The organism is Rheinheimera fenheensis, assembly GCF_039871805.1.
GTDB classification, from domain to species: Bacteria; Pseudomonadota; Gammaproteobacteria; order Enterobacterales; family Alteromonadaceae; genus Alishewanella; species Alishewanella fenheensis.
Map to the genome: position 1 here is coordinate 387,200 of NZ_JBDPJM010000001.1, position 18,504 is coordinate 405,703.

The following is an 18,504-nucleotide window of genomic DNA, read 5'->3' on the forward strand; positions in this document are numbered from 1 at the left end:
GAAATTACCCTGTTTGGCGTCACACATCATTATGCTTGTGGATAAAACGCTACTGCGTACTAGTGCAGCTGAAACCAAAATGCGGGAGGAGTTAGGCTGAGGTAAAAGCTAAGCCGCGCCGATGGCGGCTCGTTAGGTTTACTGTAAAACCGGCTTAATCATTTTTAAATGCGGAATATCATCTTCCAGATAAGGCTCGCTGGCGGGTTTAAAGCCAAGATCCTGATAAAACTGCTGCAAATAACACTGCGCCGAGATATGAATATCCGTATCGGGCCATAACTCTGCCGCAACGCTTAAGGTTTTTTCTACCAGTACCCGGCCCAGGCCTAAGCGGCGGGCCGTTTGCGCCACACAGACCCGGCCTACACCAGGAAAACCGTCAAAACTCACGCCCGGTGCCAGCACCCGTGAGTAGGCGATAACCTTGTCGCCTTTCTTTAAAATGACATGTCGGGTTTGCGGATGCAGATCTTTGTCGTCCAGCTCCGGATAGGGACAGTTTTGCTCTACCACAAACACATCCACCCTAAGCTGCAATAAACTGTATAGCGTTAGTGTGTCCAACTCAGCAAAGGTAACTACCTGCCATTGCATTCTTTTGTGCTCCCTGACGACTTAAAACGCCACTATAGCAGAGGCAAAAGCCTGCTGCCCATAGCCAAAGCGCCACTGGCCACAGCTTTGTCATCACAACATCATAAAAATGCTATTTGAATGTAACGCAACTGACATTTACAGCCGCTTAAATACCGCCAGTGCAAAACAACATCAACCGGAGCCTGATAATGTCAAAACTACAAACCAAGGTCGCTATCGACAACACTGGGGTCGATCCACAAACCAACTTTTCAGTAAACCCTACCTTTGCCGCCATCGTGGACAGCCGCATGGCACGCCGACGTTTTTTAAAAGGCAGCATGGGTGCCGCCGTTGCGGCCTTTATCGGCGCGAATCTGGCCGGTTGCAGCAGCAGTGACGATAACAATGCTGACACACCGGTGCCGCCGGTAGCAGGCCCAGCCCTGTTAGGTTTTACCGCAGTCGCCGCCGCCAGACCGGACGGCATTATCGTACCAGAAGGCTACACCGCTAAAGCCTTTTTGCCCTGGGGCACACCACTTACCGGCAGCTACCCGGAGTTTCTGGCTGACGCCAGCAACAGCGGCAGTGAGCAAGAGCAGCAAGTGGGTATGCATCATGACGGTATGCACTTTTTCCCGATTGACCAGCGCAGTGGCGCGACAGATTCTGCAGAAGGCTTATTGGTGTTTAACCATGAGTACATCGACAACAACCTTATTCACCCTAACGGCATTGACACCTTGCCACGCATTGCCGACCAGGTACGCAAAGAAATTGCCGCCCACGGTGTTACTGTGGCGCATATTCAACGCCAGGCCAATGGCGACTGGAGTTTAGTGGCCAACAGCCCGTTTAACCGTCGTATCACGGGTGCCACGCCAATGGAGCTGGCAGGACCGGTGCGTGGCAGCAGTAAAGTTGTCACCAAATACAGCCTGGATGGCAGCCGTACCCGCGGTACGTTGAACAACTGTGGTAACGGCTTTACCCCCTGGGGCACTTATTTGACCTGTGAAGAAAACTGGGCCGGTTATTTTGTTAATACCGACGCCGAGCAGCCACGTGAGCATAGCCGCTATGGCGTGTCGGATGATAACGGCCGTTATTACTGGGAAACGGCAACACCCGCTGCCGATGGCTATCAACGTTTTAATGCCAGCACCGTGGGCGCCAGCGCGGAAGAAGACTACCGCAATGAGCCGAATACGTTTGGCTGGATCGTGGAAATAGACCCGTTTAACCCCGACAGCGTGCCACAAAAACGCACAGCACTTGGCCGTTTTGGCCACGAGGGTGTGATTTTTGGTAAGTTGGAAGAAGGCCAACCGGTGGTGGTGTACTCCGGTGATGACTCAACCTTTGAATACATTTATAAGTTTGTCTCCAGCGCACCTTATTATAAAAATACCGCCGGTGGTCATTTACTCAATGACGGCATTTTGTATGTGGCGCGCTTCAACGAGGATGGCAGTGGCGAATGGCTGCCGCTGGATATTAACAATGCTAACTTTGCCGCCAAAGCCGCTGCGGCCGGCGTGACCTTTACTGATCAGGCTGACGTGCTGATAAATACCCGCTTAGCTGCCGATGTGGCAGGCGCCACCAAAATGGACCGCCCTGAGTGGGGCGCAGTGCACCCTGAAACGGGTGAGGTGTATTTTACCCTGACCAATAACAGCCGACGCACAGAGGCCGAGGTAGACGCAGCCAACCCCCGCGCAGAAAACAGAACCGGCCATATTATCCGCTGGAACGAGCGAGAGAGTCAGGCCGCGACGGCCTTTGATTGGGATATTTTCCTGCTAGCCGGCGATGTCGGCACAGCCACTCCAGGCACTGAGCTGGTATTGGACGCCGATAACCACCTGGCCAGCCCGGACGGCTTATGGTTTGACGCCAATGGCCTGCTGTGGATCCAAACCGATATGAGCGGCTCACAGCAGGGTGAAGGCCCTTACGGCAACAACCAAATGTTAGTGGCCGACCCGGTTACCCGGCAAATCAAGCGCTTTTTAGTCGGCCCACACGACTGCGAGGTGACCGGCATTACGGCCACGCCGGACATGAAAACGCTGTTTGTGAATATTCAGCACCCGGGTGATCGCTCTACACCAGATAGCTTCACCAGCCACTGGCCAGATGGCGGCGCCAGCCGGCCACGCTCTGCTACCGTGGTCATTACTAAAGACGATGGCGGTATTATTGGCAGTTAATCTGCTGCTGTGTCTGGCCTGCGCAACAATGCCGCAGGCCAGTTTTGCTGTAGTACCTCACTGACAAAAGCCGGCAGTTGCTCTTGCGTCAACGGCCGGGAAAAATAGTAGCCTTGAGCAAAGTCACACTGGTGCTGTTTAAGTAGCTCAACTACCGCAAACGATTCAACCCCTTCAGCCACCACGTCCAGCCCCAGTTTTTGCACCATAGCAATAGTAGACACCACTATTTGCAAGTCATGCGGGTTTTCCAGCATGCCCATTACAAAGCTGCGGTCTATTTTTATCGCATCAACCGGCATTTGCTTCAGATAGGTTAACGATGAATAACCAGTGCCAAAATCGTCTATCGCTAAACGGAAGCCCTGTGCTTTTAGTCGATACATCATGCCCAGGGTTTCACTGAAATTATCGATAAGGGTGCTTTCTGTGATTTCCAGCTCGAAGTAGCGGCCACTTAAGCCATATCGCTGCAGGATCTGGCCGAAACGGTCTGGTAGTTTAGTGTGCAAAAACTGATCGGCAGAGATATTCACCGCTATGGTAAAGTGTTCCAGACCGGCAGCCCGTAGCTCCACACAGTAACGGCAGCTGCGGTCAAACACCCAGTATCCGACATCGACAATTAATTGGGTTTGTTCCAGCACCGGAATAAATTCATCCGGTGCGACCATGCCACGCGTTGGGTGCTGCCAGCGGATCAGCGCTTCAAAACCACATAACTGGCCACGGCTAAGATTAACCTGCGGCTGCAAGTTAAGCGTAAACTGCTGTGCCACCAATGCTTGTCGCAGTTCTGCTTCCAGCTGTAGCCGCGTGGACAGATCGGCTGACATTTGTTGATTGAACACTACATAACAATTGCGACCTGAGGCTTTGGCCTGATACATGGCTAAATCGGCGTAGCGGATTAATTCATCCGCATCGTAGTTTGCATCATGGGTATAACTGATCCCCACACTGGCACTAACTCTTAGTGAAAGTTGTCCCAACACAAAGGGTTGCTCAAATACGGCTAACACCCGCATCGCCATTGCTTCGGCCTGTTCAGCTGAACTCAGCCCGGGCAACAGTAAGGCAAACTCATCGCCACCAAAACGACATACCAGATCCTGCTCTGTAGCTAAGGTTTCTAAGCGGCGGGCCGTTTCCATCAGCAACTGATCACCCACTACGTGACTGCGGCTATTATTAATGGTTTTAAACTTGTCCAAATCGAGAAACAGCAGGCCAACATACGCTGGCTGCAGCACCAGCTCACTCAGCGCTTGCTTAAGTGTTTGTTGCAGCTTGTTGCGGCTCGCTAAACCGGTTAACTGATCAACCAGCGCCATGCTGTGCAAACTGGCGGTGTATTGCGCTAACTGGTTATCCAAGGTTTCCAGCTGATGGCTTAAGCTAATCACAGCGTCATTGAAGGTTGTCAGCTCATCGGCAAACCAGGCTGAGGGCAACTGACTTTTCTGCCGAAACTCCAAGTAACAGCGCCGGGCAAGTAGCGGTAACGCAGCAGCCTGCTGCAAAATACGCCGGCTCATACGCCGCGTCGTCACCGTAATCAGCGCCAGCATTAACAGAAAACATGCTGCTGCCATCAACAGCACCTGGCGTTGGTAGCGTTTGTTCTCTGCTACGGCAGCACTGACATCCTCCAGCATCAGTAACACGTAAGCATCAGATTGCGCCGGCGCCAGCGTAATAAAGTGGATAAAATAATGTTGTTTTGCCAGTGGCAGTATAATGCCCTGCTCACGGGCACTGGCCAAATCAACATCAGCGGGCAAGGCCTGATACAGCTGCGTTAATAACGCGCGGTTTGACGCTAGCAACACCTCTAGTTGCTGCTGGTCGCCGCCAATATGCACCAGGGCCACATCCAGCCCCAGCGCCCGATGCAAACTGAACAGCACACCGGCCATATCCGCGTTCACCTGCAAAACAGCAACCTCGCCAGCCTGGTTTAATAACGGCAGCGTTAATAACTTCTCGCAAATTTGCCCGCAACGCACCGCGGTTTGCGGCTGCTGCAGTTGTAGCGTCTCGCTGACAAGCGGCCCTGCCACCCCCTGCGCAGCTGTGTCGCTGCTAAATATCAGCTGTTGCTGCTCATCCCAAAGGTACAGCTGCTTTACTGCGAAGTTGTCTTGCAAAGCTTCAAGTTGCTGGGTTAATCCCTGGGTAAAAGCGCTGAAATCCGCTGCCTGATGCAGTTGTTGCAATGTCGCCTGAGTTTGCAGCCAGGCGAGTAACTGCTGGGTTGATGCCTGGTTGTGCACCTGAAAATACTGACGGCCCTGCACTTTTCGCTGTGCTTGCTGACGGGAAAATTGCTCGTTCATATGCAGCAGGGTTAAACCGGTAAAGCCCACGATGAGCAATGACAGCATAGCCAGCATCAGTAACAGCATTTTCCATGACAGGCTTAAATAACGCGGCATAGTTAAAACCTGTACATCAGCTGCATTGCCATGATTTGCCAATATTCCCGCGGATTAGCAGCGACATCGGGTTGGATCACCGGCGCCAGCCGGCCAGTGCCTTTTACCCAGTGCATCTCAGCGCTAAAGCGCCACTGTGGGCTAAGGTCAATACTGCCACCGAAGGTCAGGGCATGCTGGTAACCAAAATAGGCAGGTACAGCCCCACCGGTCAGTTGTTGCAGTTGCTTGCCCTGACGATCGTCTTTGTCTATCACTGCATAATCAACAGTGCCAAACAAACGCAGATCAGCAGACCAATGATACTGCAGCATCAAATAGCCCCCCTGGCCAAACTGTTTGCGGGAAAACTGAGGTAAAAAGAAACCTTCCGTCGTCACAACTTCTTGCTGCAGCTCGGCGGCAAACTCCCAGTACTCGGCCTGGTATCGTGCCGCCAACATCACACGTTGCGAAATAAAATGGGCATCACTGAGCAACTCAGTACCGGCGCGGCGATAATCAAAGGTGGCTTCCTGCACGACGATGCCGTAACTCATACGGCTGTCCGCTGACTGCCAATATAAGCTGACTTTATGATCATGCTCCATTTTGGTTGAGCCTTGTGTTTGCTGGCCTAACAACTGCCGGCTTTGCTCAACGGTGATAGGGACAGTGCCATAACTCCAGTTGAAGGTCAGGTCACCCTGCATGGCGCTGTGACGAACTTGGGTGGCAATGCCATCCGTCCCTACGGCAATATCGCGAAAGCTATCAAAATAAACCGATTGCGGCAACACAATAGAAGGACGGGTAAAAGGCACATCCCGGGTGCTGGAATATAGCCAATGTTGATTTTTAAACCGTCCCGTATAAATGTTGGCTTGCCAGGCTTCAGTGTTATGCACTGCCCAGTCAACAAACAAATAGTCCAGCCGCAAGCCGGGCGGATAGCGGTTGCCGCCATCCAGGTAGACAGTTTGTCCGGACAGATGCCAGGCTGGGGCCAACTGATAGCGGGCATTTAACCCCAGCTCCGTTAGTGCCGCCGACCAGTCACCGTCATCATTCACAAAACTGCTGTCCTGCGCCCGGATAAGCCCCTGTGCAATAAAGCCATTCCAGTTTAAGCCAGAGTCGGCGGCCTTGGCAGCAAAGCCGCAGGGCGCACAGATAAAGCAACACAATGCCGCGATAACTTTACTGCTCAATGCGCACCTCCTTAATGCCTGCATCAACGCCCGACGAGGCTGCATAACCAATAGCACCGGGCACAGAGCTGAGTAGTTTAAGCATGGTCGCGGTATCAGCAGCCTGCTCAGGCCGCCGGCCAGTGCCGGAAAAGCTGTGTTTATCCCAGATATTATTGAGCTGGTAGGGAAACAAGCGCAGCTGCTCACGACAAAAGCGTTGATGTAGCTCAGTATCGACAGGCATTACGATGACCCTGACCGGCGTGCCGTCTGGCCACAAGGTTTGCCGAAGCGAAAAAATATTGCGCAATTGTGCCTGGGTTAAGCTGTCCAGCGGCACAGACGCGTGCGCCAGCACCGTTGCCGCCGGCACAGAAAACGTATTGAGTAGCATCACCAAAAGCAGCAGCCTCATCTGGCCTCTGCCCGGGTGTAAGGAGTAACGATAGGCTCGGTGTTTGCCACTGTTGCGATATCTCCGCCCCAGCGCCCGCTTCCATAGCAGGCGCTAATAAGGAAATATCAGTCTAGCACAGCAGTTTATCGCTTGCTTTTTTCCTATTTGGCGGCGTTAACTGCGGGCAGGTTTTGTTGCCGGTTTATTTGACGGCGCACGCTGACCATCGCGATGGCCGCTGCGCGGTGCCTTAGGCTTTTTTGGCTTGTAGGGTTTGCTGTTCAGCTTTGACTCACCAAGCGGGTGCACCGGCTCAAAACCCGGCATTACCTGGCGCGGCAGCTGCTGCTTTATCAGCCGCTCTATACCGGCCAGCTCTTTGCCTTCATCGGCACAGACTAACGAAATAGCATGGCCGGCAGCGCCGGCACGGCCAGTACGGCCAATACGGTGCACGTAATCTTCGGCCACATTAGGCAGTTCAAAATTGACCACCTGTGGCAGCTGATCAATATCCAGACCGCGGGCGGCAATGTCGGTGGCAACCAGCGCGCGGATAGTGCCGGCTTTAAAATCAGCCAGTGCTTTAGTGCGGGCGTTCTGGCTTTTATTGCCATGAATAGGCGCGGCTTTAATACCTGCCGTATCCAGATGCAGGCTGAGTTTATTCGCCATATGCTTGGTTTTGGTAAAAATCAGTACCTGCTGCCAGTTGTTATCATTAATCAGCTTGGTGACCAGCGCCGCTTTCCGGTTTTTATCCACCGGATATATCAGCTGCTCTACACGCTCGGCCGTGGTGTTGGCCGGCGCGACTGACACTTCCAGCGGGTTAGCCACCAGACCACGGGCTAAGGTGCGGATTTCTTCAGAAAAAGTGGCGGAAAACAGCAGGTTCTGCCGCTTTTTCGGTAGCAGTGCCAGAATTTTTTTAATGTCGTGAATAAAGCCCATGTCCAGCATACGGTCAGCTTCATCTAGCACCAGCACTTCCAACTGACCAAACTTCACTGCGTTTTGCTGATATAAATCCAACAAGCGGCCCGGCGTGGCAATTAACACATCAACACCACGGCGCATTGCCATCATTTGTGGGTTAATTTTTACCCCACCAAAGACGACGGTGCTGCGAAGCGGTAAATGCTTACCATAGGTGGTCACGCTTTCTGCAACCTGTGCCGCCAGCTCGCGCGTGGGGGTTAAAATAAGCGCCCGTACATGGTTCGACTGTACTTTACGGCCCTGCAACTGGCCTTGTGCCAGCAGTTGCAGCAATGGCAGCGTAAAGCCGGCGGTTTTACCGGTGCCGGTTTGTGCTGCAGCCATTAAATCGCGGCCGGCTAATACCGCCGGTATCGCTTGCTGCTGAATAGGCGAAGGGGTGTTATAGCCTTTTTCATCAATGGCTTTTAACAGTTCAGGTAACAGGTTTAAATCAGTAAATTGCATGCGAGATCCCGCAGTAAAAGGCTGCGAAATAAAACTGCCGCAGCTGCAGTGGCCTTCCAAACGAAGGGGGCGCAGCATACAGCAAAAGGCGGCCCGAGGCGAGCCGCACTGGCGCTTTTAAGGGCAATAACCGGCTCAGAACAGCGTATAAATAAAGCCGGCCAGCGCAGACTGCTGGCTGGCCACCACCAGTGCGCCCAGCAGCGCCAGGATCACAAATATCGGCAATAACCAAATTTTCTTCCTGACCCTAAGAAAAGCCCAGAGATCTTGTAAAAATTCGCGCATTAAAACGGGTCCTTCATATCATTTTGCCGCAGCGGCGGCGCCTTACGCCAGAAACTGGTGGTGTTTGCCGCCGGGGGCGCAGCCTGGTAATCCAGCTTGCCCAGCAGTCGAAGCAACCAGCCTAACGGGGTGACTACCAAGTAAAACACCAGTGCCAGCAGCACGCGGGTATTAAGCCAACCCAGTACTGCAGCAATTGCCAACCAGAACCGGCTTGGCCAGTACAACAGCTTCGGTGCGGTAAATGCCAGCAGCAACAAGGCCGCCGCTAACCACCAGGGCCAAAGCGGCAGTACATAGCCAAACAACCACGGCAGTAACAGACCAAACAGCAGCATTATGGCTATCGCCATCTGCCAGCCAAATCGGCGCAGTGCAGACACATCATCAGCAGCAATGGTTAACATGGGTTAAGCTCCCTCTGTTTGGTATCTTTGGGTTAATCCGGCACGAACTGGCGTTGGCTGGCCTGTTGTACCGCCTGCACCGGCTGCGCTGCTTTACACAGCAGAAAATCGCCCAGCAGCAAATAATCCATGTCGGTGGCTAAAAAACCGTTGATTGCATCCTCTGGTGTGCATACCGGCGGCTCACCACGCACATTAAATGAGGTGTTAATCAGCACTGGCGTGCCGGTAAGCTGATAAAACGCCTGTAATAACGCATAAAACTCGCTGTGCTGTTGGGCATCTACCGTCTGCACCCTGGCGCTGTAGTCCACATGGGTGACTGCAGGCAACACCGAGCGCGCCACTAATCGCTGCGCCAGGCCTTGTGTTTCTGCGCTTATACCAGGCTCTGGCGGTAGCCGGTGTATTGGAGCAATGTCGGCCACCAACAACATATAAGGGCTAGCCTGTGTCAGGTTAAACCAGTCGCGGGCATGCTCTGCCAATACCGCGGGCGCAAAAGGCCTAAACGATTCGCGCTGTTTGATTTTCAGATTCAACACCTGCTGCATATCAGCACGGCGCGCATCGGCCAAAATAGAGCGGTTGCCCAAGGCGCGCGGGCCAAACTCCATCCGCCCCTGGAAGCAACCCACTACCGCACCGTCGGCTAATAGCTTCGCCACTTCAGCCTCACGCTCGGCACCCAGCTTTCGATAGGGCAATTGGCGCCTGCTCAGCACATCTGCGATGTGTTCAGTGCTGTAGCCTGGCCCCAACAAGGCGCCTTGCATAGCATCGTCCACGCCATTACTGTGTCTTGGCATAGCGCAGTGCTGATACCACGCCAGCATGGCAGCGCCCAGTGCGCCCCCGGCGTCACCGGCAGCCGGTTGCACCCAAATTGCCGCGCAAACTTGCTCTTTTAACAACCGACCATTGGCAACACAATTCAGGGCTACGCCGCCCGCTAAACACACCTGCGTGCAGCCGGTTAACGCCGTAGCGTGCCGCACAATTTTTAGCACGACCTCTTCCACCACCTGCTGCACTGAGCGGGCTAAATCTAAATGCTTTTGCTCTGGTGTGGCATCAAATGGCAATGCCGGGCCGCCAAACAGGGCCTCAAAATGGCGGTTAATCATGCGCTCACCCACCGGGTAATCAAAGTAGCGCATATTCAGCTGAAAACTGCCATCGTCTTTTACGCTAACCAAATGCCGGTAAATCAGCTCAACGTAGCGAGGCTCGCCATAGGGCGCCAGCCCCATTAATTTGTATTCCCCTGAGTTCACTTTAAAGCCGCAATACTGCGTCACTGCCGAATACAGCAGGCCCAGTGAGTGCGGGAAATAAAGCTCTTGCAAGGGTGTTAAGCGGTTACCTTCACCAAGCCAGATTGAGCTGGTGACCCACTCGCCAACGCCGTCCAGACAAAGTACCACCGCCTTATCAAACGGCGACGGGTAAAACGCCGACGCCGCATGTGCCTGATGGTGCTGGCTAAACAACAACGGTGGCAGTGCGCTGTCTGCTGCAGAGCAAAGCGCACGCAATTCACGGCGCAGCACCGCTTTTAAATACAGTTTTTCCTTCAGCCATACCGGCATGGCGCGAATAAAGGCTTTGATACCTTTGGGTGCATGCGCCAGAAAGGTTTCCAGCAAGCGCTCAAATTTTAGCAGCGGTTTATCGTAGTACACTATCGCCGACACCTGCTGCAGACTAATACCGGCCTGCGACAAGCAATACTCGATCGCCTCACGCGGAAAACCGGCGTCATGCTTAAGCCGGCTAAAACGCTCCTGTTGCGCAGCGGCCACTATAGTGCCGTTGTGTAACAGGCAGGCCGCACTGTCATGATAAAAGCAGGAAATGCCGAGAATATACTGCATCGGATATGGGCAACAGCGAGCTGAATAATGTCATTAACTTACCCTGTTCCTGTGCTAACGCATAGTGCAAATGCGCCAAAACGCAGCCGGCGCTTGCCGCTGATAGCTGCTTTACGCTAACGTGGTTTTTTTCATCAATATAGCTAAGTTATGTCGCTGACAACCCCGTTACAGACCAAACGCCGCCGCAGTTTTTACCTGATTGCTGCCTTGCTGCCCCTGCTGTTGTTGGCGCTGCTCGAAGGGCTATTACGCTTAGCCGGGTTATATCAGCACTACCCGCTGCTACTGCCCTCCAGTCAGCCGGGTTATGTCACGCTGAACCCTCAGCTGATTAAACGCTATGCGCCAGATCCAAACCAGGCACCGAATGTTGCACCAGACAGCCAGTTTATTGCGATGCCCAAACCGGCAGACCGCTTTCGTATTGTGCTGATGGGCGGCTCTAGCGCAGCGGGATTTCCCTACGGCCGCTTCGGTTCACCCGCAGCCATGCTGGAACAACACCTGAAACTTAACTATCCGGCGCAGCAATTTGATGTAATTAACACCGCAATGGCCGCCGTAAACAGCTATACCCTGCTGGATATCAGTAACGAGGTGCTTAGCCTGCAACCTGATTTGGTGCTGATCTACGCTGGCCATAATGAATATTTGGGTATACTGGGGGCCGCATCCGGCCAAAACCACGCCAGTCGACTGTTGCAACTAAAGCTCGGCAAATTGGCGCTGGTGCAAAACCTGCAGCGGCTGTATAGCGGTTTACAGCCAGACAACGATAATGCACCTGAGCAGACCGATCGCACGCTGATGGCCACCATGGCACAGCAGCAACAGATTACATTAGACAGCGCCCTGTATCAGGCCGGTTTGGCGCAATTTGAGGCCAATATGCGCCTGCTGCTTAAGCAGTTTAGTGCTGCCGGGGTGCCAGTGGTGCTCAGTACCCTGGCCGCCAACGAAGCCGACCAACCCCCGTTTGCCAGCGAGGCGCTGCCTACTGCATTGCATGGCGAGCCAATCAGCCTGACGGCGCTGCAACAGTTTGTACAACAACAGCCACAACACGCCCTGGCGCATTACCATCTGGCGCAGGCACTGCAGCGCCAGGGCCAGCACCAGCTGGCGCTTAAGCATTACACCTTTGCCAGCGATCTGGATGCGCTGCGCTTTCGTGCACCATCGGCAATTAATGGGCTTATCCGTCAATTGAGTGCCGAATTTAATCTGCCATTAGCCGACGGCCAGCGGCAGCTAAGAGCCGCCAGCCCAGACGGCATTATTGGCAACAACCTGATGCTGGAACACCTGCACCCCAACGCCGATGGCTATCAGCTGCTGGCACAAGCTTTTTTCGATAGCATCACGCCGTTATTGCCGTTTAGCCACCAGATACCGCGCCAGGGCGCCTGGGTAAGCCCGTTACACGAACTGGATGTGCGCCTTGGTGAGCGCAAAATTGCCCAGCTCACTGCTGATTATCCATTTCAGGCCAGTCGTCGGCCGCTGCCAGCGCCGGATAGCGGCAGCCTGCCCTTGGCCCTGTTGCTGCAGCGACTGGCCGATGAAGACTGGCTCAGCACCCAACAAGCGCTGCTGAAACATTACCAACAACAGCAGAATGCGGTTAGCGCCGCCACCGTGGCTGCCCAGCTGTCAGATGCACTGCCGTTTCGGGCGGATATTGCCAGCCTGGCCGGGCAGTTTTTCGCCGCCAGCCAACATTGGCCCTTGGCCGAATATTATCAGCGCCGGGCCATAAGGCTTGCGCCCGATGATGCGCAGCATTACTTACTGTTAAGCCGTAGCTTGTATTTAAGCCAGCAATACCACGCTGCGCTAGATACCGTGCAGGCACTGTTAACGCGCCAGCCTAAGCATCCGCAGGCGCTGCGCCAGCAAGCACAGTTACAACAGCTGATCGCCCAAAGTAAAAACCACAGCGGATAACACCCGATGAAAAAAGCCTTGTTTTACCTTATTGCCCTGCTGCTGCCGCTACTGCTGCTGGCTTTAGTGGAATTGCTGCTAAGGGTCGCGGGTATCGGCAACAGTTATCCGCTGTTTATCGACAATCCGGCCAATCGTCATTATCAGCTGGTGCGGCCTGACCTGATCAAACGCTACTTTGCCGAAGGCAGTGAAGTGCCCAATGTGACCGCCGAGCCTACGTTCTTCTTAAAGCAAAAGCCGGCAGATGGCATAAGACTGGTGGTACAAGGGGGGTCTACTGCCGCGGGTTACCCTTATGGTGTGGGAGCCTCTTTGGCTGGCATGCTGGAAACCCGCCTGCGCCGCAGCAGTGGCGCACGTACCGTAGAAGTGGTTAATACCGCGCTTTCTGCGGTAAACAGCTACACCCTATTGGATGTCGCTGACGATATTATTGCCATTAAACCCGACGCCGTGCTGATTTACGCTGGCCATAATGAATACCTTGGCATCATGGGTGTTGGCTCAACTTATTTGGCGGCGCAGTCGCCATCCACCACCCGGCTGCTATTAACGCTGCGCCGATTATACAGTTTCCAGCTGCTGGAACGGCTGTATCATGCCTGCTGTACCACAACCATGGGCGCTAACGGCGAGAAGCGCACCCTGATGGCCAGAGTAGCACAGGGCCAACAGATCAGTTCCGACTCAGCATTATTCGCCGCAGGTATCAGTCAATTTCAGCAAAATATGGCGCTGTTGCTGGCAAAATACCGTGCAGCCAAAGTGCCGGTGTATATCGCGACGGTCGGCAGTAATATTGCTGACCAACCGCCCTTTGCAGGTAGCCCATTAACCGACATCCAGCAGGGAAAACTGGCACAGTTTCAGGCACAGCTCGACGCGGGTATTGATATCAACGCGCTTGACAGTGCCGTGCAACGCTTAGTGCAGCAGGCACCGGTCGATGCCGCTGCGCTCTATTACCAGCTTGGTCAGTTATATCGCCGCGCGAATGCGCCCGAACAAGCAAAGCGTTGGTTACGGGCGGCAAAAGATGCCGATAGCCTGCGCTTTCGTGCACCTGAAGCCATTAATCAGCAAATCCGCGCGTTAGCTAACCGCTATGATGCGGTACTGGTTGACGTAGAAGAGCGCTGGCAACGGCATAGCCCGCAAGGACTGATTGGCCAAGGTCTGATGCTGGAGCATCTGCACCCTAATGCCAAAGGCTATTTTTTACTCGCCGACAGTTTTTATCAGGCATTGACCAAACGGCCGCCAATGACCAACTGGCCGGGTATAGTGGCCACTGAGCTGGCTTGGGCTGAACGGCCACTGCTGCCCGCAGAAGAATATGCTGCACACTTGCGTATTCTTACCCTGACCGCCGATTACCCGTTTCAGCCCGGTCCACAACCTGTTAATTATCCCAAGCCGCAAACACCGGAGCAGCAAATCGGTCGCGCCTATTTTGATGGCAAGCTGGATTGGCTGGGGCTGGCTCAGCAAAGTGCCCGCTATTATCAGCAACAACGTAACGGCGATATGCTGTTAAAAAGCTTGTTATTACTGGCCGATGCACTACCGCATGATGCTAACAGCAACCGACAAGCCGCGCATATTCTACTTCAAGCCGGCCGGCAGCAAGAGGCGGCGCATTATCAGCACCGCGCTGAGCTGGCAGCAAAAAGCCAATAAAAAAGCCGCAGTAAACTGCGGCTAACGTTGTCCAGGAAAGCCCGGTTCTCGCCGGGCATAAGGTAGGAGTTTACTGTTTAGTCACCGTTAACGACGGTGTGTCTTTGTTGGTGGCGTCTAACAGGAAGTTATAAGTCGCACTTTCAAAGTCCATGTTCAGGTTATCGTTGCTAGCTTCAATCACTAAGGGCGCACCTTCGGTTACTGTTGCTCCAGCAGCGCCTGCGCCCATGTTAACCGTTGCCCAGTCAGCCGAGGCTACTTTGAAGGCAATATTGCCAGCGGTGATGTCAATGTCCACGCTATACAGGTTAGATCCCAGATATTCAAAGGCATCGACTTCACCCCAGCCGTTCATGCCACCACGCAGATACACTGTGGTTGCACCATAAGGCACATACTCACTCACTGTCAGCGTAGGTGCCGTTTTATTGTTGGCATCTAAGCGGAACACATAAGACGAGCTCTTCGGTATGCTGATGTTCAGGTTATCATTACTGGCTTCAATAACGATGTCCTGATCCAAGGTAACCGTTGCGCCACCAGCGCCCACCCCCAGATTGACAGTGGCCCAGTCCGCAGAGGCCACTTTGAACGCGTAGTCACCTGCATCAATATTTAATGTCGCAGTGTACACCCCATCGCCATCATAACTAAAGGCGTCAGACTCACCCCAGCCATTCATGCCGCCACGGACAAAAACAGTGGTAGCTTCATACGGTGGAATATCCGGTGCACCGCTGGTGGCATCTGCAGCCAGGCCCGCTCCCTGCGTGGCTCCCTGGGCTTTAACAAATACCGCCATGGTGTAAGCGGGCACGATAAAAGTGCCTTCATCTGCGCCAGCAGTAAAGCTGGCCGCTGTGACACTGGTATCCACTGAAGCTTGCTGTATTGGGTGTAAATCAAAACCCGCTGCAGTAGGTACGGTGTGCGACTGCTGCTGACCGGTGCCGTTAATCACTACCACCAGCGCGTCGTGCATCGGATCCAGATCAGTTAAACCGACGCCATCGTCAATGCTCATCACAATAAGGCCCTGGGTTTGGTTTTTGCCAATATTGTGAAAGCCTACGCGGTCGATAACATCCTGCGCGCTCGCCAGGCGGAACAAGGGGCTGCCGGAACGAATGCTTAAGAACTCCTTAAACACTGAGCTTGCAAAGCTAATTTGCTCTGGCTCTGGTTTAGCGTTAGGGTCCAGCAGAATTTGCCCTATCGTAGTCCAGTTATCACGATTTTTCTCTGCCAATGGCAAACCAACCGCAAAGTTGTTGCTTTGCATGGTGAAATCAACAAAGTTAAACCAATCACCGGCATCATAGCTATCGCGGTCCATCGATTTCGAGCGCAGGAAGTCACCGCCCATTTGTAAAAACGGTATGCCCTGGCTCATCAGTGGAATGGCGATAGCAATATTCTGCGCCCGCACCCGCTCTGCGCGGTTCAGGCTGGCATCCAGGCCATATTGCAGCTTATCCCACAGTGTTTCATTATCATGCTTGGACACATAGTTAATGATATCAGCCGGGTCTGCGGCATAGCCGGCACCACCAAAGCTGGATGCCGGGCCGGCAATACCCTGATAACTCTCCAATACATAGTCTTTTAGCGTACCCGCCAGGCCAATGCGGATTAAATCCTGTTTGCGCAGGTTATCGTCTGATAACTCAGTGCTAAACAGCACCGCATCACGAATAGGGTCACGTGGCCGGTCGTTAAAGGTACCGACTTCTGTACCTGCCATATCAATTTGCTTGGCCTGCACAAATAAGCGGTTATTGGTTACTTCACCAAAGTTCCAGCCTTCACCGTAAAAGTACACCGTTGGGTCGACGCTGCGAACCACCTCACGCGCGGCCAAAATACTGTCTTTGGGCGAGTGCCCCATAATGTCAAAGCGGAAGTCGTTAAAGCCGAAATCGCGCGCCAGAATAAGCAAGGAATCCTGCATAAACTTATCGAACATACGATGCTCAGTCGCGGTGTTTTCACAGCAGGTTGAACGCTCAATACCGCCGGTGGTTTCGTTGTAACGGTGGTAATAACCGGGCACAATTTTGTCAAACACTGAGGTGGTGTTCAGGCCCGAAGCACTGGTGTGGTTGTACACCACATCCAGCACGGTGCGCAGGCCAAGATCGTTTAATGCCTTATTCATTGCCCGCACTTCTTTAATGCGTGCCACGCCGTCCGGGCTAGAGGCATAGCTGCCTTCAGGGGCAATAAAGTGCTGTGGGTCATAACCCCAGTTAAAGCCATCTATGCTGCGCATGGCTTCTACCAGCTCCTGGGCTTTTTCACCAAAAGGGGAATAGCTCTCCAGCACGGATAACAGTGTCGCGTTGGCGTCAGTATTACCACATACCGGTGCATCGGCCTTTAACTGACATAGCTTGGCTACCGTATCGCTTAGCTCAATACGACGGTTGGCATCTTCATTGATATTGGCCTGATCATTCAGCGGTAACAGGTGGAAATGCGTTAAGCCATTATCTGCCAGCGACTTTAAATGCTTAACCGGCAGCGAGTCCATCTCGGTAAACGCCAGATACTTACCACGATTCGCCGCGCTGACGCTTTGGTCACGAATGGAGAAATCGCGCACATGGCCTTCGTAAATCACGATATCCTCAGGCTTGGCCACTGTGGGCACAGTGCGCTCGCTCCAGCCTTCTGGCGCTAAGTCGGCATCATGCAGGTTAACAAACTGGCTGTAACGGCCGTTGGTTGACAGGCTTAGCGAGTAAGGGTCGGTGCTTTCAATGGTTTCTACCTTACGGGTTACCGGATGGTACACCGTTACCTCATAGCGGTAGAACTGGCGGTCCAGCGCGCTGCTACCCTCGTAACGCCAAATGCCGGTCAGGCTATCCAGTGCCATATCGTGGGTGGCGGTTAAGCTTTTGCCGGCGTCATACACTTTTAACTTAACGCTACGGGCAGTTGGTGCCCAAACACTGGCCGTAATGCCTCCATCCTGATACTGAATACCCAGGCTGGCTTCATCGGCATCATCATCGCCTTTGGTGTATAAATCGTCTAATACCTTGGCAGCCTGCACATAGGTAGCGGCCAATAGCTCACCATCGGCATCAGTCGCGGCCAGTACCAGCTGGTTCTGCACCATGGCTTTGGCTTCATCAGCGGTAAAGTTTGCACTAAAGGCCGGCTTATCGGCCAGATGGGGCACCAGGGCTTTTTCGGCATCGGTTAAATCAGCTGGCATTAGCTCTACGCTGCTGCCAGACAAATTACCATTACGATCGATTTCCAGATCAGCATCGGCAGAGTAATGCAGCTTAACAATACTCGATGGTGCCACAGTACCATTCCAGACAAAGGTGTTCTGGCCGATCCAGTGTGCCGCCGCGCCTTGTACGTTAACGCCCAGTGACACGACCGGGAATTCAAATACGCCATTCACGCCGGAGAATATCCAGTTCATGCGGGCAAATTCCGGGTCATCCTGTGACAGCGGCATTTGCATATCCGGGCCAGGATCTTTACCGGCATCATCGGTACCAATGTGCACAATAAAGTTACCGCAAGCGCCTTCAGTACCGGCATAACCGGGTTTTAAGTCTAAAATCCAGTAAGCGCCATAGTTGGGGTCAACACCGTCATGCACCAGGCCATTGTCCCAGGATGGTGCAATGGAGGAAGGCTGATAAGCATCACAGGTTTCGTTGTTCCAGGTATGCAGCCGGTAACCTTCGTAAACGCCATCCTGTGGCCGCTTGTAAAATAATACTGCCTGATTAGCGCCAGCAAACACCACCGGATCCGGCGCGTTAGGGTCTTTACCAATAACACAGCTTTCATTAGCGGCATCCGGCACCGTGGGTGCCGGGCAGAATATCGGTGGTGGGTCGATACAGCTGGTACCACTGGCATCAGGGATTTGCGGTACATTACAGGTGAGTAATACCTCACCGGGTTCGGTCGAGTCAGTACCGCCACAAGCGGCCAGCAGCTGCACTGCCAGCGCCAGGGTACTGAGTTTTATTAGGCTAAAGCTATTCATTATGCTTGCTCCAAAATC

At 53.5% G+C, this 18,504-nt stretch carries 12 protein-coding genes; 3 read left to right on the forward strand and 9 right to left on the reverse strand.

The window, feature by feature from the left end; all coding sequences use genetic code 11:
• Positions 1-138 precede the first annotated feature (138 nt).
• The gene (locus tag ABGI61_RS01620; protein ID WP_347595857.1) at positions 139-597 is read right to left on the reverse strand and encodes a GNAT family N-acetyltransferase; all 459 of its coding nucleotides are present in this window, start codon (positions 595-597) and stop codon (positions 139-141) included.
• Between the two features lie 191 nt (positions 598-788).
• On the opposite strand from ABGI61_RS01620, the gene ABGI61_RS01625 reads away from it, so the two are divergent.
• A complete protein-coding gene (locus tag ABGI61_RS01625; RefSeq protein WP_347595860.1) occupies positions 789-2,798 on the forward strand; it encodes a PhoX family protein in 2,010 nt (669 codons plus the stop codon).
• Here ABGI61_RS01625 and ABGI61_RS01630 read toward each other — a convergent pair.
• The 7 genes from ABGI61_RS01630 to ABGI61_RS01660 form a co-directional block, all read right to left on the reverse strand.
• The gene (locus tag ABGI61_RS01630; RefSeq protein WP_347595863.1) at positions 2,795-5,236 is read right to left on the reverse strand and encodes a putative bifunctional diguanylate cyclase/phosphodiesterase; all 2,442 of its coding nucleotides are present in this window, start codon (positions 5,234-5,236) and stop codon (positions 2,795-2,797) included. The two genes, ABGI61_RS01625 and ABGI61_RS01630, sit on opposite strands and share 4 nt — an antisense overlap.
• A gap of 2 nt (positions 5,237-5,238) precedes the next feature.
• The gene (locus ABGI61_RS01635) at positions 5,239-6,426 is read right to left on the reverse strand and encodes a hypothetical protein (protein ID WP_347595865.1); all 1,188 of its coding nucleotides are present in this window, start codon (positions 6,424-6,426) and stop codon (positions 5,239-5,241) included.
• Positions 6,416-6,823 (reverse strand): hypothetical protein, encoded by a 408-nt coding sequence (locus ABGI61_RS01640; RefSeq protein WP_347595868.1) that lies wholly within the window; start codon positions 6,821-6,823, stop codon positions 6,416-6,418. The genes ABGI61_RS01635 and ABGI61_RS01640 overlap by 11 nt, the downstream gene beginning before the upstream one ends.
• Before the next feature lie 156 nt (positions 6,824-6,979).
• Positions 6,980-8,254, reverse strand: coding sequence for a DEAD/DEAH box helicase (locus ABGI61_RS01645; protein ID WP_347595871.1), 1,275 nt, complete (start codon positions 8,252-8,254; stop codon positions 6,980-6,982).
• A gap of 135 nt (positions 8,255-8,389) precedes the next feature.
• Entirely contained in the window at positions 8,390-8,542 is a 153-nt protein-coding gene (locus ABGI61_RS01650; protein WP_347595874.1) for a DUF5989 family protein, read from the reverse strand.
• On the reverse strand, positions 8,542-8,949 hold the full coding sequence (locus tag ABGI61_RS01655) for an SxtJ family membrane protein (protein ID WP_347595877.1): 408 nt from the start codon (positions 8,947-8,949) through the stop codon (positions 8,542-8,544). The genes ABGI61_RS01650 and ABGI61_RS01655 overlap by 1 nt, the downstream gene beginning before the upstream one ends.
• A 32-nt stretch (positions 8,950-8,981) precedes the next feature.
• Positions 8,982-10,826 (reverse strand): carbamoyltransferase family protein, encoded by a 1,845-nt coding sequence (locus ABGI61_RS01660; protein ID WP_347595880.1) that lies wholly within the window; start codon positions 10,824-10,826, stop codon positions 8,982-8,984.
• Between the two features lie 150 nt (positions 10,827-10,976).
• Between ABGI61_RS01660 and ABGI61_RS01665 the strand changes: the two genes are divergently transcribed.
• Together ABGI61_RS01665 and ABGI61_RS01670 are read left to right on the forward strand one after the other, a co-directional pair.
• On the forward strand, positions 10,977-12,776 hold the full coding sequence (locus ABGI61_RS01665) for an SGNH/GDSL hydrolase family protein (RefSeq protein WP_347595883.1): 1,800 nt from the start codon (positions 10,977-10,979) through the stop codon (positions 12,774-12,776).
• Between the two features lie 6 nt (positions 12,777-12,782).
• The gene (locus ABGI61_RS01670) at positions 12,783-14,459 is read left to right on the forward strand and encodes an SGNH/GDSL hydrolase family protein (protein ID WP_347595886.1); all 1,677 of its coding nucleotides are present in this window, start codon (positions 12,783-12,785) and stop codon (positions 14,457-14,459) included.
• 70 nt (positions 14,460-14,529) lie between these two features.
• On the opposite strand, the gene pulA is transcribed toward ABGI61_RS01670, so the two are convergent.
• Positions 14,530-18,486, reverse strand: a complete 3,957-nt coding sequence (pulA, locus tag ABGI61_RS01675) for a pullulanase-type alpha-1,6-glucosidase (protein WP_347595889.1) — start codon at positions 18,484-18,486, stop codon at positions 14,530-14,532.
• Between the last annotated feature and the right edge of the window lie 18 nt (positions 18,487-18,504).

What these genes read in the sequence shown, in the direction of transcription:
- ABGI61_RS01620 (WP_347595857.1), bottom strand. Translation starts at nt 597, where the DNA reads ATGCAATGGCAGGTAGTTACCTTTGCTGAGTTGGACACACTAACGCTA.
- ABGI61_RS01625 (WP_347595860.1), top strand. Translation starts at nt 789, where the DNA reads ATGTCAAAACTACAAACCAAGGTCGCTATCGACAACACTGGGGTCGAT.
- ABGI61_RS01630 (WP_347595863.1), bottom strand. Translation starts at nt 5,236, where the DNA reads ATGCCGCGTTATTTAAGCCTGTCATGGAAAATGCTGTTACTGATGCTG.
- ABGI61_RS01640 (WP_347595868.1), bottom strand. Translation starts at nt 6,823, where the DNA reads ATGAGGCTGCTGCTTTTGGTGATGCTACTCAATACGTTTTCTGTGCCG.
- ABGI61_RS01645 (WP_347595871.1), bottom strand. Translation starts at nt 8,254, where the DNA reads ATGCAATTTACTGATTTAAACCTGTTACCTGAACTGTTAAAAGCCATT.
- ABGI61_RS01650 (WP_347595874.1), bottom strand. Translation starts at nt 8,542, where the DNA reads ATGCGCGAATTTTTACAAGATCTCTGGGCTTTTCTTAGGGTCAGGAAG.
- ABGI61_RS01655 (WP_347595877.1), bottom strand. Translation starts at nt 8,949, where the DNA reads ATGTTAACCATTGCTGCTGATGATGTGTCTGCACTGCGCCGATTTGGC.
- ABGI61_RS01660 (WP_347595880.1), bottom strand. Translation starts at nt 10,826, where the DNA reads ATGCAGTATATTCTCGGCATTTCCTGCTTTTATCATGACAGTGCGGCC.
- ABGI61_RS01665 (WP_347595883.1), top strand. Translation starts at nt 10,977, where the DNA reads ATGTCGCTGACAACCCCGTTACAGACCAAACGCCGCCGCAGTTTTTAC.
- ABGI61_RS01670 (WP_347595886.1), top strand. Translation starts at nt 12,783, where the DNA reads ATGAAAAAAGCCTTGTTTTACCTTATTGCCCTGCTGCTGCCGCTACTG.
- pulA (WP_347595889.1), bottom strand. Translation starts at nt 18,486, where the DNA reads ATGAATAGCTTTAGCCTAATAAAACTCAGTACCCTGGCGCTGGCAGTG.